This window comes from Streptomyces sp. NPDC041713 (assembly GCF_055591085.1).
On record NZ_JBVIZY010000026.1, the window covers coordinates 1 to 23,700 of the forward strand.

At 73.8% G+C, this 23,700-nt stretch carries 21 protein-coding genes, 1 rRNA gene and 1 pseudogene; 16 read left to right on the top strand and 7 right to left on the bottom strand.

Annotated elements, in window-relative coordinates; translation table 11 throughout:
• Window positions 1-201 precede the first annotated feature (201 nt).
• Window positions 202-318, top strand: a 5S ribosomal RNA gene (gene rrf / locus ACZ6CV_RS36905).
• A gap of 120 nt (window positions 319-438) precedes the next feature.
• On the opposite strand, the gene ACZ6CV_RS36910 is transcribed toward rrf, so the two are convergent.
• Entirely contained in the window at window positions 439-1,749 is a 1,311-nt protein-coding gene (locus ACZ6CV_RS36910) for a hypothetical protein (RefSeq protein WP_469256274.1), read from the bottom strand.
• Between ACZ6CV_RS36910 and ACZ6CV_RS36915 the strand changes: the two genes are divergently transcribed.
• The 3 genes and pseudogenes from ACZ6CV_RS36915 to ACZ6CV_RS36925 all read left to right on the top strand — a co-directional run bounded on the left by ACZ6CV_RS36915 (window position 1,720) and on the right by ACZ6CV_RS36925 (window position 4,084).
• Window positions 1,720-2,502: a tetratricopeptide repeat protein gene (locus tag ACZ6CV_RS36915; RefSeq protein ID WP_469256270.1), complete on the top strand. Its 783-nt coding sequence runs from the start codon at window positions 1,720-1,722 to the stop codon at window positions 2,500-2,502. The two genes, ACZ6CV_RS36910 and ACZ6CV_RS36915, sit on opposite strands and share 30 nt — an antisense overlap.
• Window positions 2,503-2,672: 170 nt before the next feature.
• A pseudogene (locus tag ACZ6CV_RS36920) lies at window positions 2,673-2,912 on the top strand (YciI family protein); the annotation flags it as partial.
• Between the two features lie 26 nt (window positions 2,913-2,938).
• Window positions 2,939-4,084 (top strand): RNA polymerase sigma factor, encoded by a 1,146-nt coding sequence (locus tag ACZ6CV_RS36925; protein WP_469256239.1) that lies wholly within the window; start codon window positions 2,939-2,941, stop codon window positions 4,082-4,084.
• 41 nt (window positions 4,085-4,125) lie between these two features.
• On the opposite strand, the gene ACZ6CV_RS36930 is transcribed toward ACZ6CV_RS36925, so the two are convergent.
• Window positions 4,126-5,409 carry a DUF1015 domain-containing protein gene (locus ACZ6CV_RS36930; RefSeq protein WP_469256240.1) on the bottom strand — a complete coding sequence of 428 codons (1,284 nt, stop codon included), beginning with the start codon at window positions 5,407-5,409 and terminating at the stop codon, window positions 4,126-4,128.
• 72 nt (window positions 5,410-5,481) lie between these two features.
• On the opposite strand from ACZ6CV_RS36930, the gene ACZ6CV_RS36935 reads away from it, so the two are divergent.
• From ACZ6CV_RS36935 to ACZ6CV_RS36950, 4 genes are all read left to right on the top strand, one after another.
• Complete coding sequence (locus ACZ6CV_RS36935; protein WP_469256243.1) at window positions 5,482-6,534, top strand: HAD hydrolase-like protein; 1,053 nt, start codon at window positions 5,482-5,484, stop codon at window positions 6,532-6,534.
• A 121-nt stretch (window positions 6,535-6,655) separates the two neighbouring features.
• Complete coding sequence (locus ACZ6CV_RS36940) at window positions 6,656-7,699, top strand: FecCD family ABC transporter permease (protein WP_469256245.1); 1,044 nt, start codon at window positions 6,656-6,658, stop codon at window positions 7,697-7,699.
• On the top strand, window positions 7,696-8,724 hold the full coding sequence (locus ACZ6CV_RS36945) for a FecCD family ABC transporter permease (protein WP_469256246.1): 1,029 nt from the start codon (window positions 7,696-7,698) through the stop codon (window positions 8,722-8,724). Before ACZ6CV_RS36940 ends, ACZ6CV_RS36945 begins: the two co-directional genes overlap by 4 nt.
• On the top strand, window positions 8,721-9,572 hold the full coding sequence (locus ACZ6CV_RS36950; protein ID WP_469256248.1) for an ABC transporter ATP-binding protein: 852 nt from the start codon (window positions 8,721-8,723) through the stop codon (window positions 9,570-9,572). The genes ACZ6CV_RS36945 and ACZ6CV_RS36950 overlap by 4 nt, the downstream gene beginning before the upstream one ends.
• Here the strand turns inward: ACZ6CV_RS36950 and ACZ6CV_RS36955 are convergent.
• Window positions 9,556-9,903 carry an alkyl sulfatase C-terminal domain-containing protein gene (locus ACZ6CV_RS36955; protein WP_469256250.1) on the bottom strand — a complete coding sequence of 116 codons (348 nt, stop codon included), beginning with the start codon at window positions 9,901-9,903 and terminating at the stop codon, window positions 9,556-9,558. The genes ACZ6CV_RS36950 and ACZ6CV_RS36955 overlap by 17 nt on opposite strands.
• Window positions 9,904-9,945: 42 nt before the next feature.
• On the opposite strand from ACZ6CV_RS36955, the gene ACZ6CV_RS36960 reads away from it, so the two are divergent.
• Genes ACZ6CV_RS36960 through ACZ6CV_RS36970 form a run of 3 tightly spaced genes read left to right on the top strand, consistent with a single transcriptional unit; the run spans window position 9,946 to window position 12,000 of the window.
• A complete protein-coding gene (locus tag ACZ6CV_RS36960) occupies window positions 9,946-10,263 on the top strand; it encodes a hypothetical protein (RefSeq protein WP_469256252.1) in 318 nt (105 codons plus the stop codon).
• Between the two features lie 7 nt (window positions 10,264-10,270).
• Window positions 10,271-11,086 (top strand): TlyA family RNA methyltransferase, encoded by an 816-nt coding sequence (locus tag ACZ6CV_RS36965; RefSeq protein WP_469256254.1) that lies wholly within the window; start codon window positions 10,271-10,273, stop codon window positions 11,084-11,086.
• Window positions 11,083-12,000, top strand: a complete 918-nt coding sequence (locus ACZ6CV_RS36970; protein WP_469256256.1) for an NAD kinase — start codon at window positions 11,083-11,085, stop codon at window positions 11,998-12,000. Before ACZ6CV_RS36965 ends, ACZ6CV_RS36970 begins: the two co-directional genes overlap by 4 nt.
• 106 nt (window positions 12,001-12,106) lie before the next feature.
• Here the strand turns inward: ACZ6CV_RS36970 and ACZ6CV_RS36975 are convergent, their stop codons facing one another.
• A complete protein-coding gene (locus ACZ6CV_RS36975) occupies window positions 12,107-13,474 on the bottom strand; it encodes an ABC transporter permease (RefSeq protein WP_469256258.1) in 1,368 nt (455 codons plus the stop codon).
• Window positions 13,475-13,687: 213 nt separating this feature from the next.
• Here ACZ6CV_RS36975 and recN point away from each other — a divergent pair, with 213 nt between their 5' ends.
• From recN to ACZ6CV_RS36990, 3 genes are all read left to right on the top strand, one after another.
• Window positions 13,688-15,439 (top strand): DNA repair protein RecN, encoded by a 1,752-nt coding sequence (recN, locus tag ACZ6CV_RS36980; RefSeq protein WP_469256260.1) that lies wholly within the window; start codon window positions 13,688-13,690, stop codon window positions 15,437-15,439.
• Between the two features lie 79 nt (window positions 15,440-15,518).
• Window positions 15,519-16,289 (top strand): hypothetical protein, encoded by a 771-nt coding sequence (locus ACZ6CV_RS36985; RefSeq protein ID WP_469256261.1) that lies wholly within the window; start codon window positions 15,519-15,521, stop codon window positions 16,287-16,289.
• 188 nt (window positions 16,290-16,477) lie between these two features.
• Window positions 16,478-17,614, top strand: coding sequence for a glycosyltransferase family 4 protein (locus ACZ6CV_RS36990; protein WP_469256263.1), 1,137 nt, complete (start codon window positions 16,478-16,480; stop codon window positions 17,612-17,614).
• A gap of 42 nt (window positions 17,615-17,656) precedes the next feature.
• Here the strand turns inward: ACZ6CV_RS36990 and ACZ6CV_RS36995 are convergent, their stop codons facing one another.
• Together ACZ6CV_RS36995 and ACZ6CV_RS37000 are read right to left on the bottom strand one after the other, a co-directional pair.
• Complete coding sequence (locus ACZ6CV_RS36995) at window positions 17,657-19,300, bottom strand: PucR family transcriptional regulator (RefSeq protein ID WP_469256265.1); 1,644 nt, start codon at window positions 19,298-19,300, stop codon at window positions 17,657-17,659.
• Window positions 19,301-19,435: 135 nt separating this feature from the next.
• Window positions 19,436-20,290, bottom strand: a complete 855-nt coding sequence (locus ACZ6CV_RS37000; protein WP_469256266.1) for an AraC family transcriptional regulator — start codon at window positions 20,288-20,290, stop codon at window positions 19,436-19,438.
• Between the two features lie 75 nt (window positions 20,291-20,365).
• On the opposite strand from ACZ6CV_RS37000, the gene ACZ6CV_RS37005 reads away from it, so the two are divergent.
• A complete protein-coding gene (locus tag ACZ6CV_RS37005; protein ID WP_469256268.1) occupies window positions 20,366-21,223 on the top strand; it encodes an alpha/beta fold hydrolase in 858 nt (285 codons plus the stop codon).
• Between the two features lie 76 nt (window positions 21,224-21,299).
• On the opposite strand, the gene ACZ6CV_RS37010 is transcribed toward ACZ6CV_RS37005, so the two are convergent.
• Window positions 21,300-23,129, bottom strand: a complete 1,830-nt coding sequence (locus ACZ6CV_RS37010) for a glycoside hydrolase family 15 protein (RefSeq protein WP_362370854.1) — start codon at window positions 23,127-23,129, stop codon at window positions 21,300-21,302.
• 453 nt (window positions 23,130-23,582) lie between these two features.
• Between ACZ6CV_RS37010 and ACZ6CV_RS37015 the strand changes: the two genes are divergently transcribed.
• The coding region (locus tag ACZ6CV_RS37015; RefSeq protein ID WP_469256272.1) for a hypothetical protein at window positions 23,583-23,700 on the top strand (118 nt) is incomplete at its 3' end.

The following is a 23,700-nucleotide window of genomic DNA, read 5'->3' on the forward strand; positions in this document are numbered from 1 at the left end:
AGATCTGGAAGCCCGGTAACGGGTGGAGGTGACTGGTACTAATAGGCCGAGGGCTTGTCCTCAGTTGCTCGCGTCCACTGTGTTGGTTCTGAAACAACGAACAGTTGTGTCGGCTGAACAGCGTCACTATCTAAATTGAAAAGTGTGCTTGTTCGCTGCCCTGTTTGAGATCCTGCGTCTTCGTAGGATATTTCATAGGGTTTCGGTGGTCATAGCGTGAGGGAAACGCCCGGTTACATTCCGAACCCGGAAGCTAAGCCTCAAAGCGCCGATGGTACTGCAGGGGGGACCCTGTGGGAGAGTAGGACGCCGCCGAACAATCTTTGGAGGACCCTTGGTCCCAGCGTCCACGCTGGGACCAAGGGTCCTTTTTGTTTTTGTCGAAGCGCGCCGACATGCCGGCTGCGCGAGAATGACTGCGGTACCGAAGACTAGGAGTCACCGATGTCCCCCAACTCTCCCGACGAGCGACCGGAGCGCGACGAGCGCCGCCGGGACGGTGGTGACCGGGGCGGATACCGCGGAGCTCCCCGTCGTGACAACGACCGTGGTGACCGTGGCGGCTTCCGCCGTGACGACACCCGCCGTGACGACAACCGTGGCGGTGGCGGCTTCCGTGGCCGTGACGACCGTCGCGACGACCGGCGCGAGGGCGATCGGGACCGCGGTGGACGTGCCCCGTTCCGTCGGGACGACCGGCCCAGCGGTCCGCGTCGTGACGGTGGCGACCGTGGCGGTGACCGTGGTGGCTTCCGTCGTGACGACAACCGTGGTGGCGGGGACCGTCCTGCCTTCCGTCGTGACGATCGTCGCGATGACAACCGCGGTGGCGGCGACCGTCCGCCCTTCCGCCGTGATGACCGTCGGGATGACCGGCGTGACGACCGCGGCGGCTTCCGTCGCGATGACAACCGCGGTGGCGGCGGGTTCCGTGGGCGCGATGATCGGCCCAGCGGTCCGCGTCGTGATGGCGGTGACCGTGGTGGGTTCCGTCGTGACGACAACCGTGGTGGCGGGGACCGTCCCGCTTTCCGTCGTGACGATCGTCGCGATGACAACCGCGGTGGCGGCGACCGTCCGCCCTTCCGCCGCGATGACCGTCGGGACGACCGGCGTGACGACCGGCGTGACGACCGCGGTGGTTTCCGCCGTGACGACAACCGTGGTGGCGACAACCGTGGCGGTGGCTTCCGAGGTCGCGACGACCGCCGGGACGATCGCCGGGACGACCGTCGCGATGACAACCGTGGTGGTGGCGGGTTCCGTGGGCGCGATGACCGTTCCAGCGGTCCGCGTCGTGATGGCGGCGACCGTGGCGGGTTCCGCCGCGATGACAGCCGTGGTGGCGGGGACCGTCCTCCCTTCCGTCGTGACGATCGTCGCGATGACCGCCGTGACGGTGACCGTCCGCCCTTCCGCCGCGACGACCGGTCCGGTGGGCCGCGTCGCGATGACCGCTCGTACGACCGCAGGGATGACCGCAAGGACGACCGCGGTGGCTTCCGTCGTGACGACAACCGTGGCGGCGGTGGCTTCCGCGGGCGCGACGACCGGGGCCGTGGCGACGACCGTGGGCGTGGTCCGCGCGACGACCGCGGCGGGCGCCCCGGCGGGTTCCGTGGCCGTGACGACCGTCGGGACGACCGGCGCGACGGCGACCGGGGTGGATACCGCGGTGGGCGTGACGACCGGGACCGCGACCGCGAGCCCATCAAGCGGCTGCCGATCCCGGACGACGTCACGGGTCACGAGATCGACAAGGACGTACAGCAGGAGCTGCAGAGCCTCCCCAAGGGGCTTGCCGAGGACGTCGCCAGGAACCTGGTGATGGTCGCCAAGCTCATCGACGAGGACCCCGAGCAGGCCTACGCCTACTCGCGGATCGCCCTGCGGCTGGCCTCCAGGGTCGCGGCCGTGCGTGAGGCCGCCGGCTTCGCCGCGTACGCCAACGAGAAGTACAGCGAGGCGCTCGCCGAGTTCCGCGCCTCCCGGCGCATGACCGGCAGCGTCGAGCTGTGGCCTGTCATGGCGGACTGTGAGCGTGGTCTCGGCCGGCCCGAGAAGGCGTTGGAGATGGCGGGCGCCCCCGAGGTGCACAAGCTCGACAAGGCGAGCCAGGTCGAGATGCGGCTCGTCGCCGCCGGCGCGCGCCGCGACATGGGCCAGATCGACGCCGCCATCGTCACGCTGCAGAGCCCCGAGCTCGCCTCGAACTCCGTGCAGCCGTGGACGGCCCGACTGCGGTACGCGTACGCCGACGCGCTGCTCGCGGCCGACCGCGAGGACGAGGCGCGCGAGTGGTTCGCGAAGGTCGTCGAGTCCGACAAGGACGGCAGCACCGACGCCTCCGACCGCCTCGCCGAGCTCGAAGGCGTCGAGTTCGTCGACGCGTTGGTGGAGGAGGACGCCCCCGAGGCTTCCGACGCCCCCGACGCCCCTGACGCCTCCGAGGCCCCCGAAGCCCCCGCGGAGCCGGTGCGTCGGGACGTCGACGAGGACTGATTCGTCGATCCGTCGATCCGTCGATTCGTCGCGGCCGCACGGCTCACGACAAGAGACGACAAGACAAAAGGGCGGGCTCCCCGGAAGGGGGGCCCGCCCTTTCTTGTGTGCGCCCCCGTTCCCGCCGGAGGCGTGGCCATAATGGGTCGGACCGCATCGAGGAGATCACGATGGCCAAGTACCTGCTGCTCAAGCACTACCGCGGCGCCCCGGCCCCGGCCAACGACGCGCCGATGGACCAGTGGACCCCGGGTGAGTTCGTCGACAGTCAGGCACTCGCGCCCGAGGGATCCTTCGTGCGGTACGACGGAGAGGGCCGGCCGCCGGTGACCGACGGGCCGTTCGCCGAGACGAAGGACCTCATCGCCGGCTGGATGGCGATCGATGTCGACAGCCACGAGCGCGCCCTCTGCGCCACCACGGAGTGACCTCGGCGATGGACGAGGTGCTGTTGCGCGGCCTGACGCCCGGTGTGCTGGGGGCCCTGGTCCGCCGCGGGGCCGACTTCGCCGCGGCCGAGGACGCCGTGCAGGACGCGCTGGTCGAGGCGGTCCGGGTCTGGGCCGACGACGAGCCGCGGGACCCCAAGGGCTGGCTGATCACCGTGGCCTGGCGGAAGTTCCTCGACGCGACCCGGGCGGACACCGCCCGCCGGCGGCGTGAGGACCGCGTCGAGGAGGAGCCGCCGCCCGGCCCCGCGCCCACCGTGGACGACACGCTCCAGCTCTACTTCCTGTGCGCCCACCCGTCGTTGACGCCCTCATCCGCCGTCGCGCTGACGCTGCGGGCCGTCGGTGGGCTCACCACCCGGCAGATCGCGCAGGCCTATCTGGTCCCCGAGGCGACCATGGCGCAGCGGATCAGCCGGGCCAAGCGCACCGTCTCCGCCGTGCGGTTCGACAAGCCCGGCGACGTCGCGACCGTGCTGCGCGTCCTCTACCTCGTCTTCAACGAGGGGTACTCCGGCGACGTCGACCTCGCCGCCGAGGCCATCCGGCTCACCCGGCAGCTCGCGGCCGCCATCGACCACCCCGAGGTGGCGGGGCTGCTCGCCCTGATGATGCTCCACCACGCCCGGCGCGCCGCGAGGACCGCGCCCGACGGAAGTCTGGTGCCGCTCGCCGAGCAGGACCGCGGCCGGTGGGACACGGAGGCGATCGCCGAGGGCATCGGCATCCTGCAGGCGGCCCTCTCCCGCGACCGGCTCGGCGAGTTCCAGGCGCAGGCCGCCGTCGCCGCGCTCCACGCGGACGCGCCCACCGCCGAGGAGACCGACTGGGTGCAGATCGTCGAGTGGTACGACGAGTTGGTGCGGCTCACCGACAGCCCCGTCGTCCGGCTCAACCGCGCGGTCGCCGTCGGTGAGGCCGACGGGCCCCGCGCGGGCCTCGCCGCGCTCGCGGCGCTGGACGACTCGCTGCCGCGCCACACCGCCGTGGCGGCGTACCTCCACGAACGCGACGGTGACCTGGCGACGGCGGCGCGGCTCTACGCCGAGGCGGCGCACCGGGCGCCCAACGCGGCCGAGCGCGACCATCTGACGCGGCAGGCCGCCCGCCTGGGCGCCCGCGCGAAGCGCTGACGTTCACGGGCGGTGGGCAGCCGCCGACGTATGGCGGGCCTTCAGGACGTGAGGTCGCGCAGGACCAGGCCGGTCGCCGGCTTCGGGCCGAAGGACGTCGACTTGCGCGGCATCGTGACGCCTTGGCGGGCCAGGTCCCGGACGACCTCCTCGCGCACCGGGTGCATCAGGACCGCCGTACCGCCGTCGCGCTCGGCCTTCTCGACCGTCGCGGCCGTGTCGTGGATGTACGCGATGTGGTCCGGGGTGTCGGGGATCCGCCACACGTGGTCGAGGAGGGTGGCGTGCAGGACCGTCGCGTCGAGGGTGCGCCAGGCCTCCGGGCGGTCGGCCGGGATCGTACGGGCCAGGAGTTCCGGGGACGGCCGGTCGACGAGGTGGAAGGCGCCGTCGCCCGCCAGGACGAAGGCGTTGCCCTGGACGGCGGCCTCGCCCAGTGCTTCGAGTGCCCGGTCGAGGGGGCCCTTCAGGGTCTGGACGCGGAAGTCGTCGCCGAGGGCGCTCAGGGCCTCGGCGACCGGCAGCCGGTGGAGGTAGCGGTGGATCGCGCGGACCCGCAGCGGGTAGCGGGCGGTGTCCACCAGGAGCACCAGGCCGTAGTCCCAGGCGCTCGGCGAGGGGTGCTCGGCGCGCAGCCGCAGGTTGGTCGCCCAGCGATGGTGGCCGTCGGCGATGAGGGCCTGGTGGCGGGCGAGGTCCGACTGGATCTCGGCGATCTCCGCGGGGTCCGTCACCGACCACAGGCGGTGGTGGAAGCCGTCCTCCGTGATGGTCGAGAGGAGGGGCTCGCGTCGCGCGGCGCGTTCGACGACGGCCGTCGCCCCCTTCGGCTCGCCCGTGCCGCCGCTGCGGTAGGTCAGCAGGAGCGGCTCCAGATTGGCCGAGGTGGCCCGCATCAGGGCCGCGCGGTCCTCGACGACATGGGGCATGACGCCCTCGTGCGGCAGGACGACGCCGTCCTGTGCCTCCGACAGGCGCAGGGCGCCGATGACGCCGCGCTGCAGGATGTCGTCGTCCCGCTGCTCGTAGACGTACAGGCCGGGCTCGGCGTCGGGGGCGAGGACGCCCTCGGCGAGCCAGCCGCGCAGGGTGTTTGCGGCCTGCTGGTTGCGGGCGGCCGGGGTGGTGGCCTGCGGCAGGATCAGCCGGACGATGTTGTGCGGGTCGGCGGACTCCAGGTGCAGCAGGCCGTCCGGCCGTACGACCACGTCGTACGGGGGAGAGGTCACCGCGGCGAGCCGTCCCACCTGCTCGGGGACGTACCGCACGCCCCGGAACGGGATCAGGTCGAGGCCGGTGTCGTCGCTGTGACCCGCTGTGTTCATTGGTGCATCGTATGTGTGTCAGTGGCATAAGCGATGATCGGGGGAGTCGGATCGAGCGAGGAGCGATGTGTAATGAGCCAGACCGCGGACCGAGGCGCCGGCCGGGACGTCAGGACGCGTCCCGCGGGCAGTGAGCGGGCGCTGAGCGAGCTCTACGACACGGCTCTGCTCGACCTGGACGGAGTGGTGTACAAGGGCGGTCACGCCATCGACCACGCGGTCGATTCGCTGGGCACCGCGCGCGACGGCGGCATGCACCTGGCGTACGTCACGAACAACGCGCTGCGCACCCCGGACGCGGTGGCGGAGCATCTGACGGAGCTGGGCATCGCGGCCGACGGCTCGGACGTCATCACCTCCGCGCAGGCGGTGGCCCGGCTGGTGAGCGAGCATGTGCCCGAGGGCGCGCGGGTGTTGGTGATCGGCGGCGAGGGGCTGCGGGTCGCGCTGCGCGAGCGGGGGCTCGAACCGGTGGAGTCCGCCGACGACGGCCCGGTGGCGGTGGTGCAGGGGTACGGCGGGCCGGACCTGGCGTGGTCGCGGTTCGCGGAGGCCTGTTACGCGATCGCGCGCGGCATCCCGTGGTTCGCGTCGAACACGGACCTGACGATCCCGAGCGCACGCGGCATCGCCCCGGGCAACGGCGCGGCCGTCGAGGTCGTACGGATCGCGACGGGCGCCGAGCCGCAGGTGGCGGGCAAACCGCTGCCGCCCATGCACCGCGAGACGATTCTGCGGACCGGCGCGAAGAAGCCGCTGGTGGTGGGCGACCGCCTGGACACCGACATCGAGGGCGCGAGCAACGGCGAGGTGGACTCGCTGCTGGTCCTGACCGGTGTCACGGACGGCGCGCAGCTCCTCGCAGCCCGGCCCGAGCACCGGCCGACGTACGTGGCCGAGGATCTGCGCGGAATGCTCACCGGCCAGCCCGAGGTCACCCCGGGGGACGGCACGTTCGGCTGTGGCGGATGGACCGCTTCGGTGCGGGACGGGGAGCTCGTGCTCGACGGGGACGGCGAGGCCATGGACGGGCTGCGGGCGCTGTGCGCGGCGGCCTGGACGGAGGCCGGGGACGGCACGTGCGGGCTGGACGCGGGGAAGGTGCTGGAGCGGCTCGGGCTGTGAGGCCGCGCGGGGCGGGGAGGCCGCGCGGGGCGGGGGAGTGGGGCCAGGAAGGCGTCCAGGGTGGGGAGGGTGCCCGGACCGCACCCGACAGGGCCGCGCGAGGGTAGGCTAACCTAACCAGGTGTTGGTCGACAGTCCTTCAGAAGCCCGCGCGGAGGCCGCCTCCGCGCCCCCGAAACGCCGCGCGCTGCGCGGCGCCGGGTTGCTCGTCTCGGTGGCCGTGCTGCTGGTCGTCTTCCTGGCGAGCATCGCGGTCGGCGCCAAGTCGATGTCCTTGGACCAGGTCTGGCACGGACTGTTCCAGGACTCGGGGACGTACGGGGACGTCGTGGTCGGCGAGCGGCTCTCGCGCACCCTCCTCGGACTCCTCGCCGGCACCGCGCTGGGCCTCTCCGGCGCCGTCCTCCAGGCGCTCACCCGCAACCCGCTGGCCGACCCCGGGCTCCTCGGCATCAACCTCGGCGCCTCCGCCGCGGTCGTCAGCGCCATCAGCTTCTTCGGCGTCACCTCGCTGAGCGGTTACGTCTGGTTCGCCTTCGTCGGGGCCATGCTCGTCGGCGTCCTGCTCTACATCCTCGGCGGCGCGCGCGGCGCGACCCCGGTGCGGCTCGCGCTCGCCGGCACCGCGATCAGCGCGGCGCTCTACGGCTATCTGCAGGCCGTCATGATCACGGACGGTGCCGCGCTCAACAAGATGCGCTTCTGGACGGTCGGCTCGCTGGCCTCCGCCAACATGGACACCATCGAGCAGGTGCTGCCCTTCCTCGCGATCGGCACCGTGCTCGCCCTCGGCCTGGCCAGGCCGCTCAACGCCATGGCCATGGGCGACGACGCCGCCCGCGCGCTCGGCGCCCACCTGGGCCGCACCCGCGCGCTGTCCATGGCGGCGGCGACCCTGCTGTGCGGGGCCGCGACCGCGGCCTGCGGCCCGATCGTGTTCATCGGTCTGATGGTCCCGCACATCGTGCGCTCCTTCACCGGGCCCGACATGCGCTGGATCCTGCCGTACGCGGCCGTCCTCTCGCCGGTGCTGCTGCTCGGCGCGGACGTCGTCGGGCGGATGGTGGCGCGGCCCGCGGAGCTCCAGGTCGGCATCGTGACCGCGGTCATCGGGGCGCCGGTCTTCGTCCTTCTCGTACGTCGGCGGAAGATGGCCCAGCTGTGAAGGCACTACGCACCCGGGGCGGCCTCTCCGTCCGCCTCGACGTCCGCACGGCCGTGGTCGTCGCCCTGCTCGCCGCCGCCGCGCTCGTCGCGGGCGTCGTCCTGATCGGCACCGGCGACTTCGACATCCCGGCCGCCGACGTCGTCCGCACCCTGGTCGGCAACGGCGACGCCGGGCAGGAGTTCATCATCAACGAACTGCGCCTGCCGCGAGTCCTCGTCGGCCTCCTGGTGGGCGCGGCGCTCGGCCTCGGCGGCGCGCTCTTCCAGTCCATCGCCCGCAACCCGCTGGGCAGCCCGGACGTGCTGGGTCTCGGACAGGGGTCGACCGCGGGCGCGCTCACCATGATCGTGCTGTTCCAGGGCAGCGCGGTCCAGGTCGCGGGCGGCGCGCTGGTCGGCGGCCTCGGCACCGGCCTCGCCATCTACCTGCTGGCCTGGCGCCAGGGCGTGCACGGCTACCGACTCGTCCTGGTCGGCATCGGTGTCTCCGCCTTCCTCACGGCCGTCAACGGGTATCTGCTCACCAAGGCCGACTTCGTCGACGCCGCCCGCTCCGTCGTCTGGATGACCGGCTCCCTCAACGGCCGCGACTGGGACCAGGTCTGGCCGCTGCTCGTGCTGTGCGCCGTCCTCGTACCGCTGGTGCTCGTGTACGGGCGTCCCCTGCGGATGCTGGAGATGGGCGACGACGTCGCGAGCGCCCTCGGCGTGCCCGTCGAACGCACCCGCTTCGTGCTGCTCACCGCCTCCGTGCTGCTCGTCGCGGCCGCCACCGCCGCCGCGGGACCGGTCAGCTTCGTCGCGCTCACCGCGCCGCAGCTGGCCCGCCGCCTCACCCGCTCGCCGGGGCCCAACCTGATGCCCGCGATGTGCATGGGCGCCGCGCTCCTGATCGTCGCGGACTGGGCCTCGCAGCGCGCCTTCGGCGCCGACCAGCTGCCCGTCGGCGTGGTGACCGGCGTGCTCGGCGGCGTCTATCTGCTGTGGCTGCTCATCACCCAGCGCAAGGCGGGGCGGATATGACCGACAACCACCTTCAGGACCAGGAGCGTGCTGCTGTGAACCGGCTCATCGCCGACGACGTCACCCTCGGCTACGACCAGCGCGTCATCGCGGAGAAGCTGTCCGTCGAGATCCCCGACCGCTCCTTCACCGTGATCGTGGGCCCCAACGCCTGCGGCAAGTCCACGCTGCTGCGGGCCCTGTCCCGGATGCTCAAGCCCTCCGAGGGCCGGGTGCTGCTCGACGGGAACGTCATCCAGTCGATGCCGGCCAAGAAGGTCGCGAGGATGCTCGGCCTGCTGCCCCAGTCGTCCATCGCCCCCGACGGCATCACCGTCGGCGACCTCGTCGCCCGCGGCCGCTACCCCCACCAGGGGCTGCTGCGCCAGTGGTCGCCACAGGACGAGCGGATCGTGAACGAGTCCATGGCGTCGACCGGCGTACAGGACCTCTCCGAGCGGTACGTGGACGAGCTCTCCGGCGGCCAGCGCCAGCGCGTCTGGATCGCCATGGCGCTCGCCCAGCAGACCCCGCTGCTGCTCCTCGACGAGCCGACGACCTTCCTCGACATCCAGCACCAGCTCGACGTCCTCGACCTGTGCGCGGAGCTCCACGAGGAGCAGGGCCGCACGCTCGTCGCCGTCCTGCACGACCTCAACCACGCGGCCCGCTACGCCACGCACCTCATCGCCCTGCGCGACGGCGCGGTGCTCGCCGAGGGGCCGCCGTCCGAGATCGTCACGGCGGAGCTGGTCAAGCAGGCCTTCGGCATCGACTGCCAGATCATCGAGGACCCGGAGACGGGCACCCCGCTGGTGGTCCCCGCGGCCCGCGCGGGCCGCAGGACGCCGGCTAGAGCAGCGTCCTGAGCCGCAGCAGGTCGCGGAAGCCCGCCTCCAGCTTGACCCGGCCGGAGGCCCAGGCCTTCGCGAAGTTGAGCTCACCCGCCACCATCGCGACCAGGTCGTCGCCGGTCATCGCGAGGCGGATCTCCGCCTTCTCGCGCGGCGGCCCCGGGTGGTCGTCGAGCACCGTGATCCGGCCGCTCTCGAGACGGCCCGTGAAGGTGACGTCGAGATCGGTGACGCGGCAGCTCAGGGAGCGGTTCAGGGCAGCGGCGGCCCGCACGTCGCCGTCGGCCGACGCGAGATTGCCGGAGAGTCTTTCGAGTGCCGCGCGGCACTCCGCCATGGTCGCCATCGCGGTCGACCGTACCGCAGGCCTTCGCGGTAGCGTCGTGCCATGAGCGACTCATACGCGGGCCCCGAAGCGCACGAAGGGGAGCCGGCTCCTCCGCAGGACCGGGCCCCGGAGGAGCCGTCGTACGACCCCGCCGCCCCCGCGCCCCTCGGCGTCGAACGCGCCGCCACCGGCGACGCCGACGTGGACGCGGCCCTCGCCCGGCTCGGCGACGCCGACCACCTCGCCACGGACGGCCACATCGAGGTGTACGAGGATGTACACCGGGGCCTGCGCGACGCGCTGACCGCGCTCGACGCGCGCCCCGGCCCGCCGGCGCCCTCCGGGGCGACCACACCGTCGTACGACAACAGGAGCTGAACCGAACGTGGCAGGAGTGGCACGACGCCGCCTCGACGCCGAGCTCGTCCGCAGGAAGCTCGCGCGCTCGCGCGAGCACGCGAGCCAGCTGATCGCCGCAGGCCGGGTCGCGGTCGGCAAGACCGTCGCGACCAAGGCGGCGACGCAGGTGGAGACGGCCGCCCCGATCGTGGTCTCGCAGGACGACGACGACCCCGACTACGTCTCGCGCGGCGGGCACAAGCTCGCCGGCGCCCTCGCCGCCTTCGGGCCGCGGGGGCTGGTCGTCGAGGGACGGCGCGCGCTGGACGCGGGCGCCTCCACCGGCGGCTTCACCGACGTGCTCCTGCGGGCCGGCGCCGCGCACGTCGTCGCCGTCGACGTCGGCTACGGCCAGCTCGCGTGGTCGCTGCAGAGCGACGACCGGGTCACCGTGAAGGACCGTACGAACGTACGCGAGTTGACGCTCGAAGCCATCGACGGAATCCCCGTCGACGTGGTCGTCGGCGACCTCTCCTTCATCCCGCTCGGCCTGGTGCTGCCCGCCCTGGTGCGGTGCGCGGCGCCCGACGCGGACCTCGTCCTGATGGTCAAGCCGCAGTTCGAGGTGGGCAAGGAACGGCTCGGCAGCGGCGGTGTGGTGCGCAGCGCCGAACTGCGCGCCGAGGCCGTGCGCGGGGTGGCGCGGCAGGCGTGGGGGCTCGGCCTCGGCGTGCGCGCGGTGACCGCGAGCCCGCTGCCGGGACCGTCGGGAAACGTCGAGTACTTTCTGTGGCTGCGCGCCGGGGCCGATGAGCTGGACCCGGCGGACGTTGACCGTGCCGTGGCGGAGGGGCCCCGTTGACCCAGACCGGTAAGACCCAGACCAGAGCTCGTACCGTCTTCCTGCTCGCGCACACCGGGCGCCCCGCGGCGATCCGCAGCGCCGAACTCGTCGTCGAGGGACTGCTGCGCAGCGGTCTCGGCGTCCGGGTCCTGGAGGCGGAGGCCGTGGACCTGCCGCTGCCCCCCGAGGTCCAGACGGTCAAGGAAGCCACGGCCGAATGCATCGACGACTGCGAGCTGATCGTCGTCCTCGGCGGCGACGGGACGCTGCTGCGCGGCGCGGAGTTCGCGCGCGCCTCCGGGGTGCCGATGCTCGGCGTGAACCTCGGCCGGGTGGGCTTCCTCGCGGAGGCCGAGCGGGACGACCTGGACAAGGTCGTCGACCGGGTGGTCACCAGGACGTACGAGGTGGAGGAGCGCATGACGATCGACGTCGTCGTGCGCCGCAACGGCGACATCGTGCACCGGGACTGGGCGATGAACGAGGCGGCCGTGCAGAAGGTGTCGCCGGAGCGGATGCTGGAGGTCGTCCTGGAGATCGACGGCCGGCCCGTCACCGGGTTCGGCTGCGACGGCATCGTGTGCGCCACCCCGACCGGTTCGACGGCGTACGCGTTCTCGGCGGGCGGTCCCGTGGTGTGGCCGGAGGTCGAGGCGCTGCTCATGGTGCCGATCAGCGCGCACGCCCTGTTCGCCAAGCCGCTGGTGACCTCGCCGGACTCGGTGCTCGCCGTCGAGGTCCAGCCGCACACGCCGCACGGGGTGCTGTGGTGCGACGGGCGGCGGACCGTGGAACTGCCCTCGGGCGCGCGGGTGGAGGTGCGCAGGGGCGAGGTGCCGGTGCGGCTCGCGCGGCTGCATCACGCGTCGTTCACGGATCGGCTTGTCGCCAAGTTCGCGCTGCCGGTGCAGGGGTGGCGGGGTGCGCCGTGACGCTCCGCTGGGTTTGGCGGTGACGCTCCGTCAGGGGGCTCTCGGTGGGGTGCGCGGTGCGGGTTGGGTGTGGCTTGTCGCGCCGTTCCCCGCGCCCCTCACGGGGCTATGTCGTGCTGAGCACGGAGGTCGGGGGGCGGCGTGTTGTCGTGTGGACCGGGATGCCCGTGGCCAGGAGGGTCAGGAGCAGGGTGGCTGTTGCCAGGGCTGTTGGTACCGGCCAGGGCAGGTGGGGGAGCGGCGAGCCGTACGCCGTCGTGAGGATCGGCGCCAGCGTGCCCAGCGCGATCGCGGCGCCGAGCAGCAGCGCGGTCCCCGCGACGACCGCGGCCTCCCAGGCGGCCATCGCCCGCACCTGCCCGCGCCGGCTCCCGATGACCCGCAGCAGCGCGACGTCGCGGCGGCGCTCGAAGGAGATCATGGCCAGCGTGTTCGCCGCGGCGATGGCGGCGAAGCCCGCGTACAGCCCCGTGCCCACGTAGTCGAGCCAGACCTCACCCGTGCCGCCCGCCGAACCGGTGTGGTGCTGGGCCGTCGTGTGCATGCCGATCTTGGTGAGGCCGAACCCCACGACCAGGACGAGCGGGACGACCGCCGCGGAGAAACGGCGGGGCTGCGAGCGGACGTTGAGCATCGCGAGCCGCGCGCTCGGGCCCAACCGGCCCACGGCCGCGGAGACCAGCCAGGCCGCGGGCCCGACGATGCGGGGGCCCAGCAGCCCCGCGCCCACGCAGAACAGGATGAGGACGAGGAACGCCCCCTCGCCCGCCTCGTCGGCCGGCTGCCGGGACAGGAGTACGGCGACCGCGCACGCACCCGCCACGGCGAGCACGCCCAGGGGCGCCCGCAGGATCCCGAGGCGCCGTCGGCCCGTCGCCGCCTCGACGAGGGCGCGGGCCGGGCGGAGCAGCGAGAAGCGCAGCGCCGAGAGCAGCGCGGCGAGTGTCGTCGTCACCACGGCCACGCCGACGCAGACCGGCAGGGCGAGCCAGCTGAAGCGGAAGCCGGCCTCGGCCGGGAGCAGCCCGTGGTCGACCATGCCCGCGTGCCACCAGCGGGCGCCGAGGCCGCCGAGCGCGAAGCCCGCGAGGGCGGCGGGGACCGACGCGGTGAGGGCCTGGACGGCCACGGCGCGGCGGATCTGGCGGGGCCTGGCGCCGATGGCGCGGGCCAGCGCGAGCTCGCGGTGCTGCTGCGCGACGGCCGTCCCCATGGTCGAGACGACCACGAATATCGACATGTAGATGGATCCGATCAGGAGCACGACCGCCATGTCGGCCACGCCGTTCTCGGCGATCTGCTTGCGTGCGGACTCGGAGAGTCCGCACGGGATGTCGGAGCGCTCGACGCTCGTCGTGCCGAGCATCATCGTCGACGCGCTCACCACGGTCGACGCGAAGAGCGCGGCCACCGCGGTGCCCACGAACGCCGGTCGGTGCGCACGCAGCGCCGCCCATGCCAGTCCTGTTGCCATGGGGATCATGGTCGTGGCGGGGGCGGAGGCGGGCCATCCGGTGAGCCGGTGGATCTTGGTGGGGACAACCCCACCTCCGTGCTCGCGGGGCGGCCGAGGGAGGCCTCGCCGCGTCCCCTCCGAGGGTGACGCTCCGGCCGCGGGGCACTTCGCAACCTGCGTCTTCACGGACCGACACAGGGGTGACGTCGCGGGGCACCCGGGAAACCTCGTATGGTCAGGTGCGTGTTGGAGGAGATGCGGATACGGTCGCTCGGAGTCATCGACGACGCTGTCGTCGAGCTCTCGCCGGGCTTCACCGCCGTGACGGGTGAGACCGGCGCGGGCAAGACGATGGTGGTCACCAGCCTTGGCCTGCTGCTCGGCGGGCGCGCGGACGCCGCCCTGGTGCGGATCGGCGCCAAGTCGGCCGTGGTGGAGGGGCGCATCACCGTGCCCGCCGACGCCCCGGCCGCCGTGCGCGCGGAGGAGGCGGGGGCCGAACTGGACGAGGGGGCGCTGCTCATCAGCCGTACCGTCTCGGCGGAGGGACGCTCCCGGGCGCACCTGGGCGGGCGGTCGGTCCCGGTGGGGCTGCTGTCCGAACTCGCGGACGACCTGGTCGCCGTGCACGGCCAGACCGACCAGCAGGGGCTTCTGAAGCCGGCCAGACAGCGCGGCGCGCTCGACCGGTACGCGGGGGACGCGGTCTCCGTGCCGCTCGCCAAGTACACCGCCGCGTACCGCAGGCTGCGGGCCGTCACCGTCGAGGTCGAGGAGATCACCACCCGCGCGCGGGAGCGTGCGCAGGAGGCCGATCTGCTGCGCTTCGGACTGGAGGAGATCGGCGGGGTCGAGCCTCGCGCGGGGGAGGACGTCGAACTCGCCGCCGAGGCCGAGCGGCTCGGCCACGCGGAGGCCCTCGCCTCCGCCGCCACGTCCGCGCACGCCGCCCTCGCGGGCAACCCCGAGGACCCCGAGGGCGTCGACGCCTCGACGCTCGTCGCGGGCGCGTCCCGGGCGCTGGAGGCCGTACGGTCCCACGACCCCGTCCTGTCCGCGCTCGCCGACCGCCTGGGCGAGATCGGCATCCTCCTCGGCGACGTGGCGGGCGAGCTCGCCGGGTACGCCGACGACCTCGACGCCGATCCGCTGCGACTCGCCGCGGTCGAGGAGCGGCGGGCCGCGCTGACCCAGCTCACCCGGAAGTACGGGGCGGACATCGACGCCGTCCTCACCTGGTCGCAGGAGAGCGCGGCGCGCCTCACCGAACTGGAGGGCGACGACGACCGGTTGGGCGAGCTGGTCGCGGAGCGGGACGCGTTGCGTGCCGAACTCGCGGGGCTCGCGCAGGCGTTGACCGACGCGCGCGAGGAGGCGGCGTCGCGGTTCGCCGCCGCGGTCACCGAGGAGCTGGCCTCCCTGGCGATGCCCCACGCGCGCGTGTCGATCGCCATCAGCGCCACGGAGGTGCCGGAGGGAGGCGACGGCGTGCAGGTCGGCGGCCGCACGGTCGCGTACGGCCCCGCGGGCGTCGACGAGGTCGAACTCCTCCTCTCCCCGCATCCGGGAGCGCCGCCGCGGCCCATCGCGAAGGGCGCGTCGGGCGGTGAACTGTCCCGGGTGATGCTGGCCGTGGAGGTCGTCTTCGCGGGGACGGATCCGGTGCCGACCTACCTCTTCGACGAGGTGGACGCGGGCGTCGGCGGCAAGGCGGCCGTCGAGATCGGTCGGCGCCTCGCGCGGCTCGCGAAGTCGGCGCAGGTCGTGGTCGTCACGCACCTGCCGCAGGTCGCGGCGTTCGCGGACCGGCAGCTGCTGGTCGAGAAGACGAACGACGGGATGGTGACGCGGTCCGGGGTGCAGGTCCTGGAGGGCGAGGACCGGGTGCGGGAGCTGTCGCGGATGCTGGCGGGCCAGGAGGACTCGGAGACGGCACGGGCACACGCGGAGGAGCTGTTGGCCACGGCTCGGGGGGACGGGTAGCGGGCGGGGGCGCCTGGGGAGGGTCGTGGTGCGCGTGGGGCGCAGGGTAACCCTGCAGGGTCGTCATGAGGGTGAGGGCGTGAAGTCGGTCAACGTACGTGCCGTCCTCCTCGGCGGCGCCGCCACCCACGCGGCCACGGCCGCCCTGCGCCACCTCGCGCCCGGCGGGAGCGCGCGGTGGGAGCGGGTCAACTTCGCCGGGCGGACCGTGGAGTTGTACGCCGGGCCCGCCGCCTGCCTCGGCGTCGTCGCCGGTGTGGCCGCCCTGCCGGCCGGGCCCCGCGCCGCCGCCACCCTCGCCGTACTCGCCGCCGGGGCCTGCGGCGCGTACGACGACATGGCGGGCCGGGACGATCCGCGCCGCGGCTTCCGCGCGCATCTGCGGGCGCTGCGCCGCGGCGAGGTCACCAGCGGGGCCGTCAAGCTGTTCGGGATCTCCGCGGCCGGGCTGGCGGCCGGCGCGCTGCTCAAGGAGCGGCCCGTGGACAAGGTCCTGGTCGGCGTGGTGATCGCCGGCAGCGCGCACCTCGTCAACCTCGTCGACGTACGGCCCGGCCGGGCCGGCGCCGCCGTGCTCGCCCTCGCGGCGCCCGGCCTGCTGCGCGAGGGACCCGCCGCGGGCCTCTCCGCCGCCGCGACGGGCGCGGCCGCCGCCGTCCTGCCCGCGGACATCGGGCGGCGCGCGATGATCGGCGACACCGGCGCACACGCGCTGGGCGCGGCCCTCGGCACCGCCGTCGCCGCGGGCAACGGCCGCGCGGGTCTCGCCGCGCACGTCGCGGCGCTGGTGGCCGCGGCGGTCTTCGGGGAGAGGGTCAGTGAGGTCGCCGCCCGGGGCACCGGCTCGTGACCCCCGCGTACAAACCTCACAACTCTCACCCGTGTGGGTGATCCCGCCCATCGAGTTGCCCGGCGACATACGGAAGTGACCTTTCGGCAGTGCCGGAACGCCCGTGCGGGCTGGCATCCTTGGCGCAGCATCTGCCCGAGTACCAGTCCGAGCACCACCACCGACGCAGACCCAGGAGCCCCGGCCACGTGAGCCACGTGAGCAGCCACTCGCCGCACGGACAGACGCCGCTGCACACCGTTCAGGTCCTCGGCGGTGGCAGCGCGGGCAGCAGCGCGCACGTCAGATCGCTGGCCGCGGGCCTCGCCGCCCGCGGCGTGCGGGTCACCGTGTGCGCCCCCGACGAGGCGGCCCGCATCTACGACTTCACCGCCGCCGGCGCCCGGCACGTCTCCGTGCCCCGCAGCGGCGACCCCGCCTCCGTGGCCGCCCTCCGCGCCGCCTGCGCCGACGCCGACCTCGTCCACGCGCACGGACTGCACGCCGCCCTCCGCGCCGCCGTCGCCCTGACCGGGCGCCACACCCCGCTCGTCGTCACCTGGCACACCCGCGCGCACGCGGAGGGCGCCCGGGCCCGCGTCCTGCGCCTGCTGGAGCGGCGCGTCGCACGGGCCGCCGCCGTCGTCCTCGGCACCTCGTCCGACCTCGTCGACCGGGCCCGCAGCAGAGGCGCGCGCGACGCCCGCCTCGCCGCCGTCGCGCTGCCCGCGCCGCGCCGCCCGGCGACCGCCGAGGAGGCCGACAGCCTCCCGCACAAGGCCCGCGCCGAACTCGGCGCCGTGGAGCGCCCGTTGATCCTCGCCGTCGGCGCGCTGGAGCCGAACCGCGGCTACGACGTCCTGCTCGACGCCACCCGCGCCTGGCGCCACCTCGACCCGATGCCCCTCCTGCTGGTGGCGGGGGAGGGGCCGGAACGCGCCGTTCTGCAGCGCCGCATCGAGGACGAACGGCTCCCCGCCCGGCTCATCGGACGCCGCGACGACGTCCCCGAACTCCTCGCCGCCGCCGACGTCGCCGTACTGCCCAGCAGTTGGGAGTCCCGCTCGGTGCTCGCCCAAGAGGCGCTGCACGCGCGCGTGCCGCTCGTCGCGACCGCGGTCGGCGGCATCCCCGAACTCGTCGGCGACGCCGCCGAACTCGTCCCCTACGGCGATGTGGACGCCCTCTCCAGCGCCGTCGTACGTCTGCTCGCGAACCCCGTCCGGCGGGCCGAACTCGCGAACAAGGGCGCGGCCCAGGCCGCCACCTGGCCGACCGAGGACGAGACGGTCACCCAAGTCCTCAGCGTCTACGACGAGTTGACCCAGCCCCTGCCGTACGGCTGAGTCGCAGCCCTTCCCGTACGGCTGACTCCCCTGGCCGCGCCCCTAGGTGACGTGTCTGCGCGCCCGCAGCGCCAGGCTGAGGGCCAGGACCGTCTGGGGGTCGTCCAGGTCCGTGCCCAGCAACTCGCTGATCCGGGCGAGGCGGTTGTACAGGGTCTGCCGGTTCAGGTGCAGCTCGCGCGCCGTCTCCGCCTTGCGGCCTGCGTGCGCCAGATAGGTCTGCAGCGTCGGCAGCAGCGGCGGCTTCGAACGCTCGTCGTGGGCGCGCAGCGGGCCGATCGCGCGGTCCACGAACGCGGCGAGGACGCCGTCCTCGTCATGGCGGTGCAGCCGCCACAGCAGGAGGTCGATGTCGAGGCGCCGCGCGTCGTACCAGGGGCGGTCGGGCAGCCCCTGCGCGGCCGTCGCGGTCTCCGCCGCGTGCCGCAGCCCCGCCGAGGCCGCCGCCCAGCCGCCCGCGACCCCGACGACCACCACCGGCGGCTGCGCGCCGGGCCGCCGCATCCCGGCCCGTTCGACGCCGGCCCGCAGCGCGGCGGCGACCCGGTCGGCCACCGCCGTCCGCTCGGACTCCGAGCGCAGGCCGAGCAGCAGCGGTACGCGGCCCTCGACGGGACGCACGCCCAACAGCGCGGGCACTCCCACCGACGCCAGCTCCTCGGCGACCGCCCGCGCCAGCACCGCCCAGCCCCCGCCGGTCGGCAGCCCGTCCGCGAGCCGCATCACCACCGGAAGCAGCGGGCTGTCGGCCGGGGCCGGCTTGAAGCCGAGGACACGGGCCTGCGCCGGGGCGTCGTCGGCGGTGATCCGGCCCTCGGCGAGGTCGGTCAGGAAGTCGCCGCGGCCGCGCGCCGCGAGCTCCTCCTCCTGGCGGGCCTGCATCAGGACGACGGCCAGGCTGCCCGCCGCCCGCTCCGCCGCGATGCGGTGCACCGGCTGCGGCGCGGACTCCACGGCGAGCAGCACCAGGCGGGCCCGTACGGATCCCGCGCCGGGTCCGCCGCCCGGCACGTCGACGAGGACCGCGCTCGCGGGCGGCCCCTCCCGGTCCACGGGGCGGCCGCGCAGCCCCTCCCACACCTGGAGCGGGTCCGCGCACTCGGTGCCCGCTCCGGCCGCGTACAGGAGCTGTCCGTCCGCCGTCTCCAGGAACACCGGGTTGCCGCTGAACTCCGCGAGGATGCCGAGGACCTGTGGGATGCCGCCTCCGCCGAGCAGCGCCTCCGTACAGCGCCTGTGCACCTCCTCGGCCTGCTGCAGCAGCGCGTAGTGGCCGTTGACGATCTCGGTGTGCACCTCTTCGGTGACCGTCACGAACGGCACCTCGCGGTGCAGCTGGACCAGCGGCAGACCGGCGGCCCGCGCGGTCTCCACGAGCGCGGCGGGCAGCCGGGTGAAGCGCGGGCCCAGCTCGACGACGAGCGCCGCGATGCCGCGTTCGGCGAGCCTGCGCACGAAGGCGCGCTGTTCGGCGGGGCGCGCGCCGAGCCCGAGCCCCGTGGTGAGCAGCAGTTCGCCGCCCTTGAGCAGCGAGGCCATGTTGGGCACCTCGCCCGCGTGCACCCACCGCACCGTCCGCTGCAGCCGCTCCGCGCCCGCGACGACCTCGGGGAGCCCGCCGCGCAGCCCCGGAAGTTCCAGCGCGCGCTGGACCGTGATGCCGCCCTGAGTGCCCTGACTGTCCATGGCGCGGACGCTACCGGGGCGCACGGGACGGCAACATCCCGGCCGGGGCGCGCCGCCGCCCCACGGCCCCGACCGCCTGGTAACTCTTCGTCTCGGCGCGGCACTTGCCCGCCCCACCGCCGGCTGTGGCGTACCTCACACGCGCGGAGCGGTCGGCCACGCGCGGTCGTCCACGGTCAGGAACGGCTCGCCCGCCACGGCGGCCGGGGTCGCGCCGGTGAACGCCACGACGTCCCGGTGCAGATGCGACTGGTCGCAGTACCCGGTGTCCGCCGCGACCCCGGCCGGCCCCGCCCCGGCGACCAGGCGGTGGACGGCGTGGTCGAAGCGGACCAGCTTCGCGGCCTGCTTGGGCGGCATGCCGAGGTGGTCGCGGAAGCGGGACCACAGGCGCTTGCGGCTCCATCCGAGGTCGTCCGCCAGCCGCTCCACCCGTACGAGACCCCCGCTGTCGACGATGCGCCGCCAGGCCCAGGCCACCGCCGGATCCACCGGCGCCCGGTCCGCGCACCGGCGGGCGAGCTCGGCCTCGGTGTACGCGAAGCGCTCCGCCCAGGAGCCGAGGCCGGCCAAGCGCTCGCACACCTCCGCCGCCCGGCGGCCCCACACGTCGTCGAGACGGACCACGGCCCCGTCGAGGTCGGCCGGGGAGACGCCGAGGATCGCGCCGGCGGCCGGCGGGGAGAGCCGCACCTGTACGCAGGCGACGTCCTCGCCCCACGCCCGTACGGCCCCGCCGGAGCCGAAACCGGGCCCGGCGACCAGGCTGTCCCGGTGCCGCCGCCCGGCACCGTCGTCCACGGCGGGCCGGCCGGGACCGAACGCGAGGATCAGCATCACGGCCGGATGCGGAACGATCCGCAGCCCTCCCGCGAGCGGGCCGGACACCCGGAACCCCGCCATGTCGACACCGGCCACCCCGACACGCCGCCGCGGGCGCGCGACGTCCCACGCGGCGGGATCGTCACGCCTCTGCGCGGTGAGCCCCATCGCTCCAGGCTACGCGGGCGGCGCGGGGAACATTCGTCCAATCCGGCGACGGCCCGCGGGGGAGACAGTCGCCCCATGACCACCTCCGAGAAGCACCCCCGAAGCCACGCCGAAGCCGTCCACGAGGAGACCCTCCTGCCTCTCGAACACGGCGACCTCCACATCCGTCAGGACGGCCCGCGCGACGCCCCCGTCCTGCTGCTCCTGCACGGCTCCGCCACCACCGGCACCTCGTGGAACGCCCTGGTCCCGCTGCTGGCCGACGCCCACCGCGTCATCCGGGTCGACCTGCCGGGCCACGGCCGCTCGCCCGAACCCGTCCGTGGCTACGACACCACCGGCCTCGGACAGACGCTCGGCGCGGCCCTCGACCGGCTCGGCGTCCGGCGCGCCACCGTCGTCGGCCACTCCAGCGGGGGTTACGCCGCCACCGCGCTGGCCGAGCGGCGGCCCGACCTCGTGAGTGCCCTCGTCCTCATCAACACCGGCCCCGGCCCGCACGCCTACATCGCGCCGGAGACGGCCGCCTTCGATCCCGCCCGGTGGCCGCCGACCGACGAGCAGATCCGGCACTTCGCGAGCGGCGGCTTCCGCGAGGGGTTCGAGGTGCCCCAGGACCTCGTCGACGAACTGCGGGAGAGCCGGATCCAGGCGGTCACCGCCGCCATGCGGGCGTCCATGGCGTATCTGGGCGAACGGGCGCTCCCCGAACGGCTCACCGCCCTCGGCAAACCGCTGCAGGTGATCTTCGGCGACCGGGACCGCCGCTGGCGCCCCGCTTCCGCGGCCGACTACCGCGCCGTCCCCGGCGCCGTCGTCACGATGCTGCCCGGCGCCGGACACACCCCCATCCTGGAGGAACCGTCCCGTACCGCCGCACTGATCCTGGCCTTCGCCCGGAGCCAGGCACAGCGAGCAGCCGACGCCACGTAAGGCGGGAGCGGAGAAACACGGCGCCCCCGCCGGCATCCGACGGGGGCGCACGTGACGTGGCGTCAGGCAGCGGCCGCTATCCGCCGTACGCCCCCGAAGCCGTCAGCCGCAGCGCCGTGTCGATCAGCGGCACGTGGCTGAACGCCTGCGGGAAGTTGCCCACCTGGCGCTGGTGCACGGAGTCCCACTCCTCGGCGAGCAGGCCCAGGTCGTTGCGGAGCCCGAGCAGCTTCTCGAAGAGCTTGCGCGCCTCGTCCACCCGGCCGATCATCGCCAGGTCGTCGGCCATCCAGAACGAGCAGGCGAGGAACGCGCCCTCGTCGCCCTCCAGGCCGTCCACGCCCTCGTCGTCACCGGACGTCGGGTAGCGCAGGATGAACCCGTCCGGGGTCGACAGCTCCCGCTGGATCGCCTCGATGGTGCCGATCACGCGCTTGTCGTCCGGCGGCAGGAAGCCCATCTGCGGAATCAGCAGCAGCGAGGCGTCCAGCTCCTTGGAGCCGTACGACTGCGTGAAGGTGTTCCGCTCCGGGTCGTAGCCCCGCTCGCACACGTCCCGGTGGATGTCGTCGCGCAGGTCGCGCCACTTGTCCAGCGGGCCGTCCGCGTCGCCGGACTCGATGAGCTTGATGGTGCGGTCCACGGCGACCCAGGCCATCACCTTGGAGTGCACGAAGTGCCGACGCGGGCCGCGCACCTCCCAGATGCCCTCGTCCGGCTCGTCCCAGTGGTCCTCCAGGTACCGGATCAGCTTGAGCTGCAGGAGGGCGGCGTAGTCGTTGCGGGCCAGGCCCGTCATGTGCGCCAGGTGCAGGGCCTCGGTGACCTCGCCGTACACGTCGAGCTGCAGCTGGCCCGCGGCGCCGTTGCCCGCCCGGACCGGCGTGGAGCCCTCGTACCCCGGCAGCCAGTCCAGCTCGGTCTCGCCGAGTTCGCGCTCGCCCGCGATGCCGTACATGATCTGCAGGTTCTCCGGGTCGCCCGCCACCGAGCGGAGCAGCCACTCGCGCCAGGCACGGGCCTCCTCGCGGTAGCCGGTGCGCAGCAGCGAGGAGAGCGTGATCGCGGCGTCGCGCAGCCAGGTGAAGCGGTAGTCCCAGTTGCGCGAGCCGCCGATGTCCTCGGGCAGCGAGGTGGTGGGCGCGGCGACGATCCCGCCGGTCGGCGCGTACGTCAGCGCCTTCAGGGTGATCAGCGAGCGGATCACGGCCTCCCGGTAGGGGCCGTGGTACGTACAGTGCTCCACCCACTCCCGCCAGAACGTCTCCGTGGCGGTGAGCGCCGCCTCCGGCTCGGGCAGCGCGGGCTGGTCCTTGTGCGAGGGCTGCCACGAGATCGTGAACGCGATCCGCTCGCCCGGCGCGACCGTGAAGTCCGAGTAGGTGGTCAGGTCCTTGCCGTAGGTCTCGGCGGTCGTGTCGTGCCACACCGAGTCGGGGCCCGCGACGGCCACGGTGCGCCCGTCGACCTTGTGGACCCACGGCACCACCCGGCCGTAGCTGAACCGCATGCGCAGCGCCGAGCGCATCGGCACCCGTCCGCTGACGCCCTCGACGATGCGGATGAGCTGCGGCGCGTCGGTGTCGCGCGGCGGCATGAAATCGATCACGCGGACGGTGCCGCGCGTCGTGTCCCACTCGGATTCGAGCACCAGGGAGTCGCCCCGGTACGAGCGGCGCGTGGCAGCGGGTGGCTGCGCGTCCGGGTTGTGGGCCGGCCCCAGGCGCCAGAAGCCGTGCTCCTCGGTGCCCAGAAGGCCGGCGAATACGGCGTGGGAGTCGAAGCGGGGCAGGCACAGCCAGTCGACTGTGCCGTCCCGGCAGACCAGGGCGGCGGTCTGCATGTCTCCGATGAGTGCGTAGTCCTCGATGCGCCCGGCCACGTCTATCTCCAGTCGAACGGCCACGTTCGCCCCGCGGGGCGCTTACAGGTCAGCGGTCAAGTGATCGTTGACGAGCGCTTGTTCCGGGTGCAAGGCGGGATGGTGCCGTGTGCCGGAGGGGGCTCGGCAGCGAGTGTCCGAGCAGGATACGACGCACCCCGGTGATCTGCGCGCCCCTCCCGGCAACGAGCCTCCGCCGAACGGGTGAGCGGCAGGTGAGAGGCGGTGCGCGGGGGAAAAGTAGCAGCGTGCGCGGCTCGTGCCCCGCTCTTCGGCGTGCGTGTCTCGTGACCGATTTGTGAGTGTCCGGTGGCGGAGCGTGGCCGGAGGCGGGCCCGGTCCGGCGCTGATACCCTGGTAGCCCGTGAGCCGGTGGTCATAGAACCCCCGAACCGCAGCGACGGCGCCTCCCCGAATCCCTGGTGAGGAGGCCGGTACGCACCTCCAGACCGCGACCACGGGAGCCCCCTCTTGGCCATGCAGCCCAAATCCAAGACGACCAAGCACATCTTCGTCACCGGGGGTGTCGCCTCTTCCCTCGGCAAGGGTCTGACTGCCTCCAGCCTGGGTGCGCTCCTCAAGGCGCGTGGCCTGC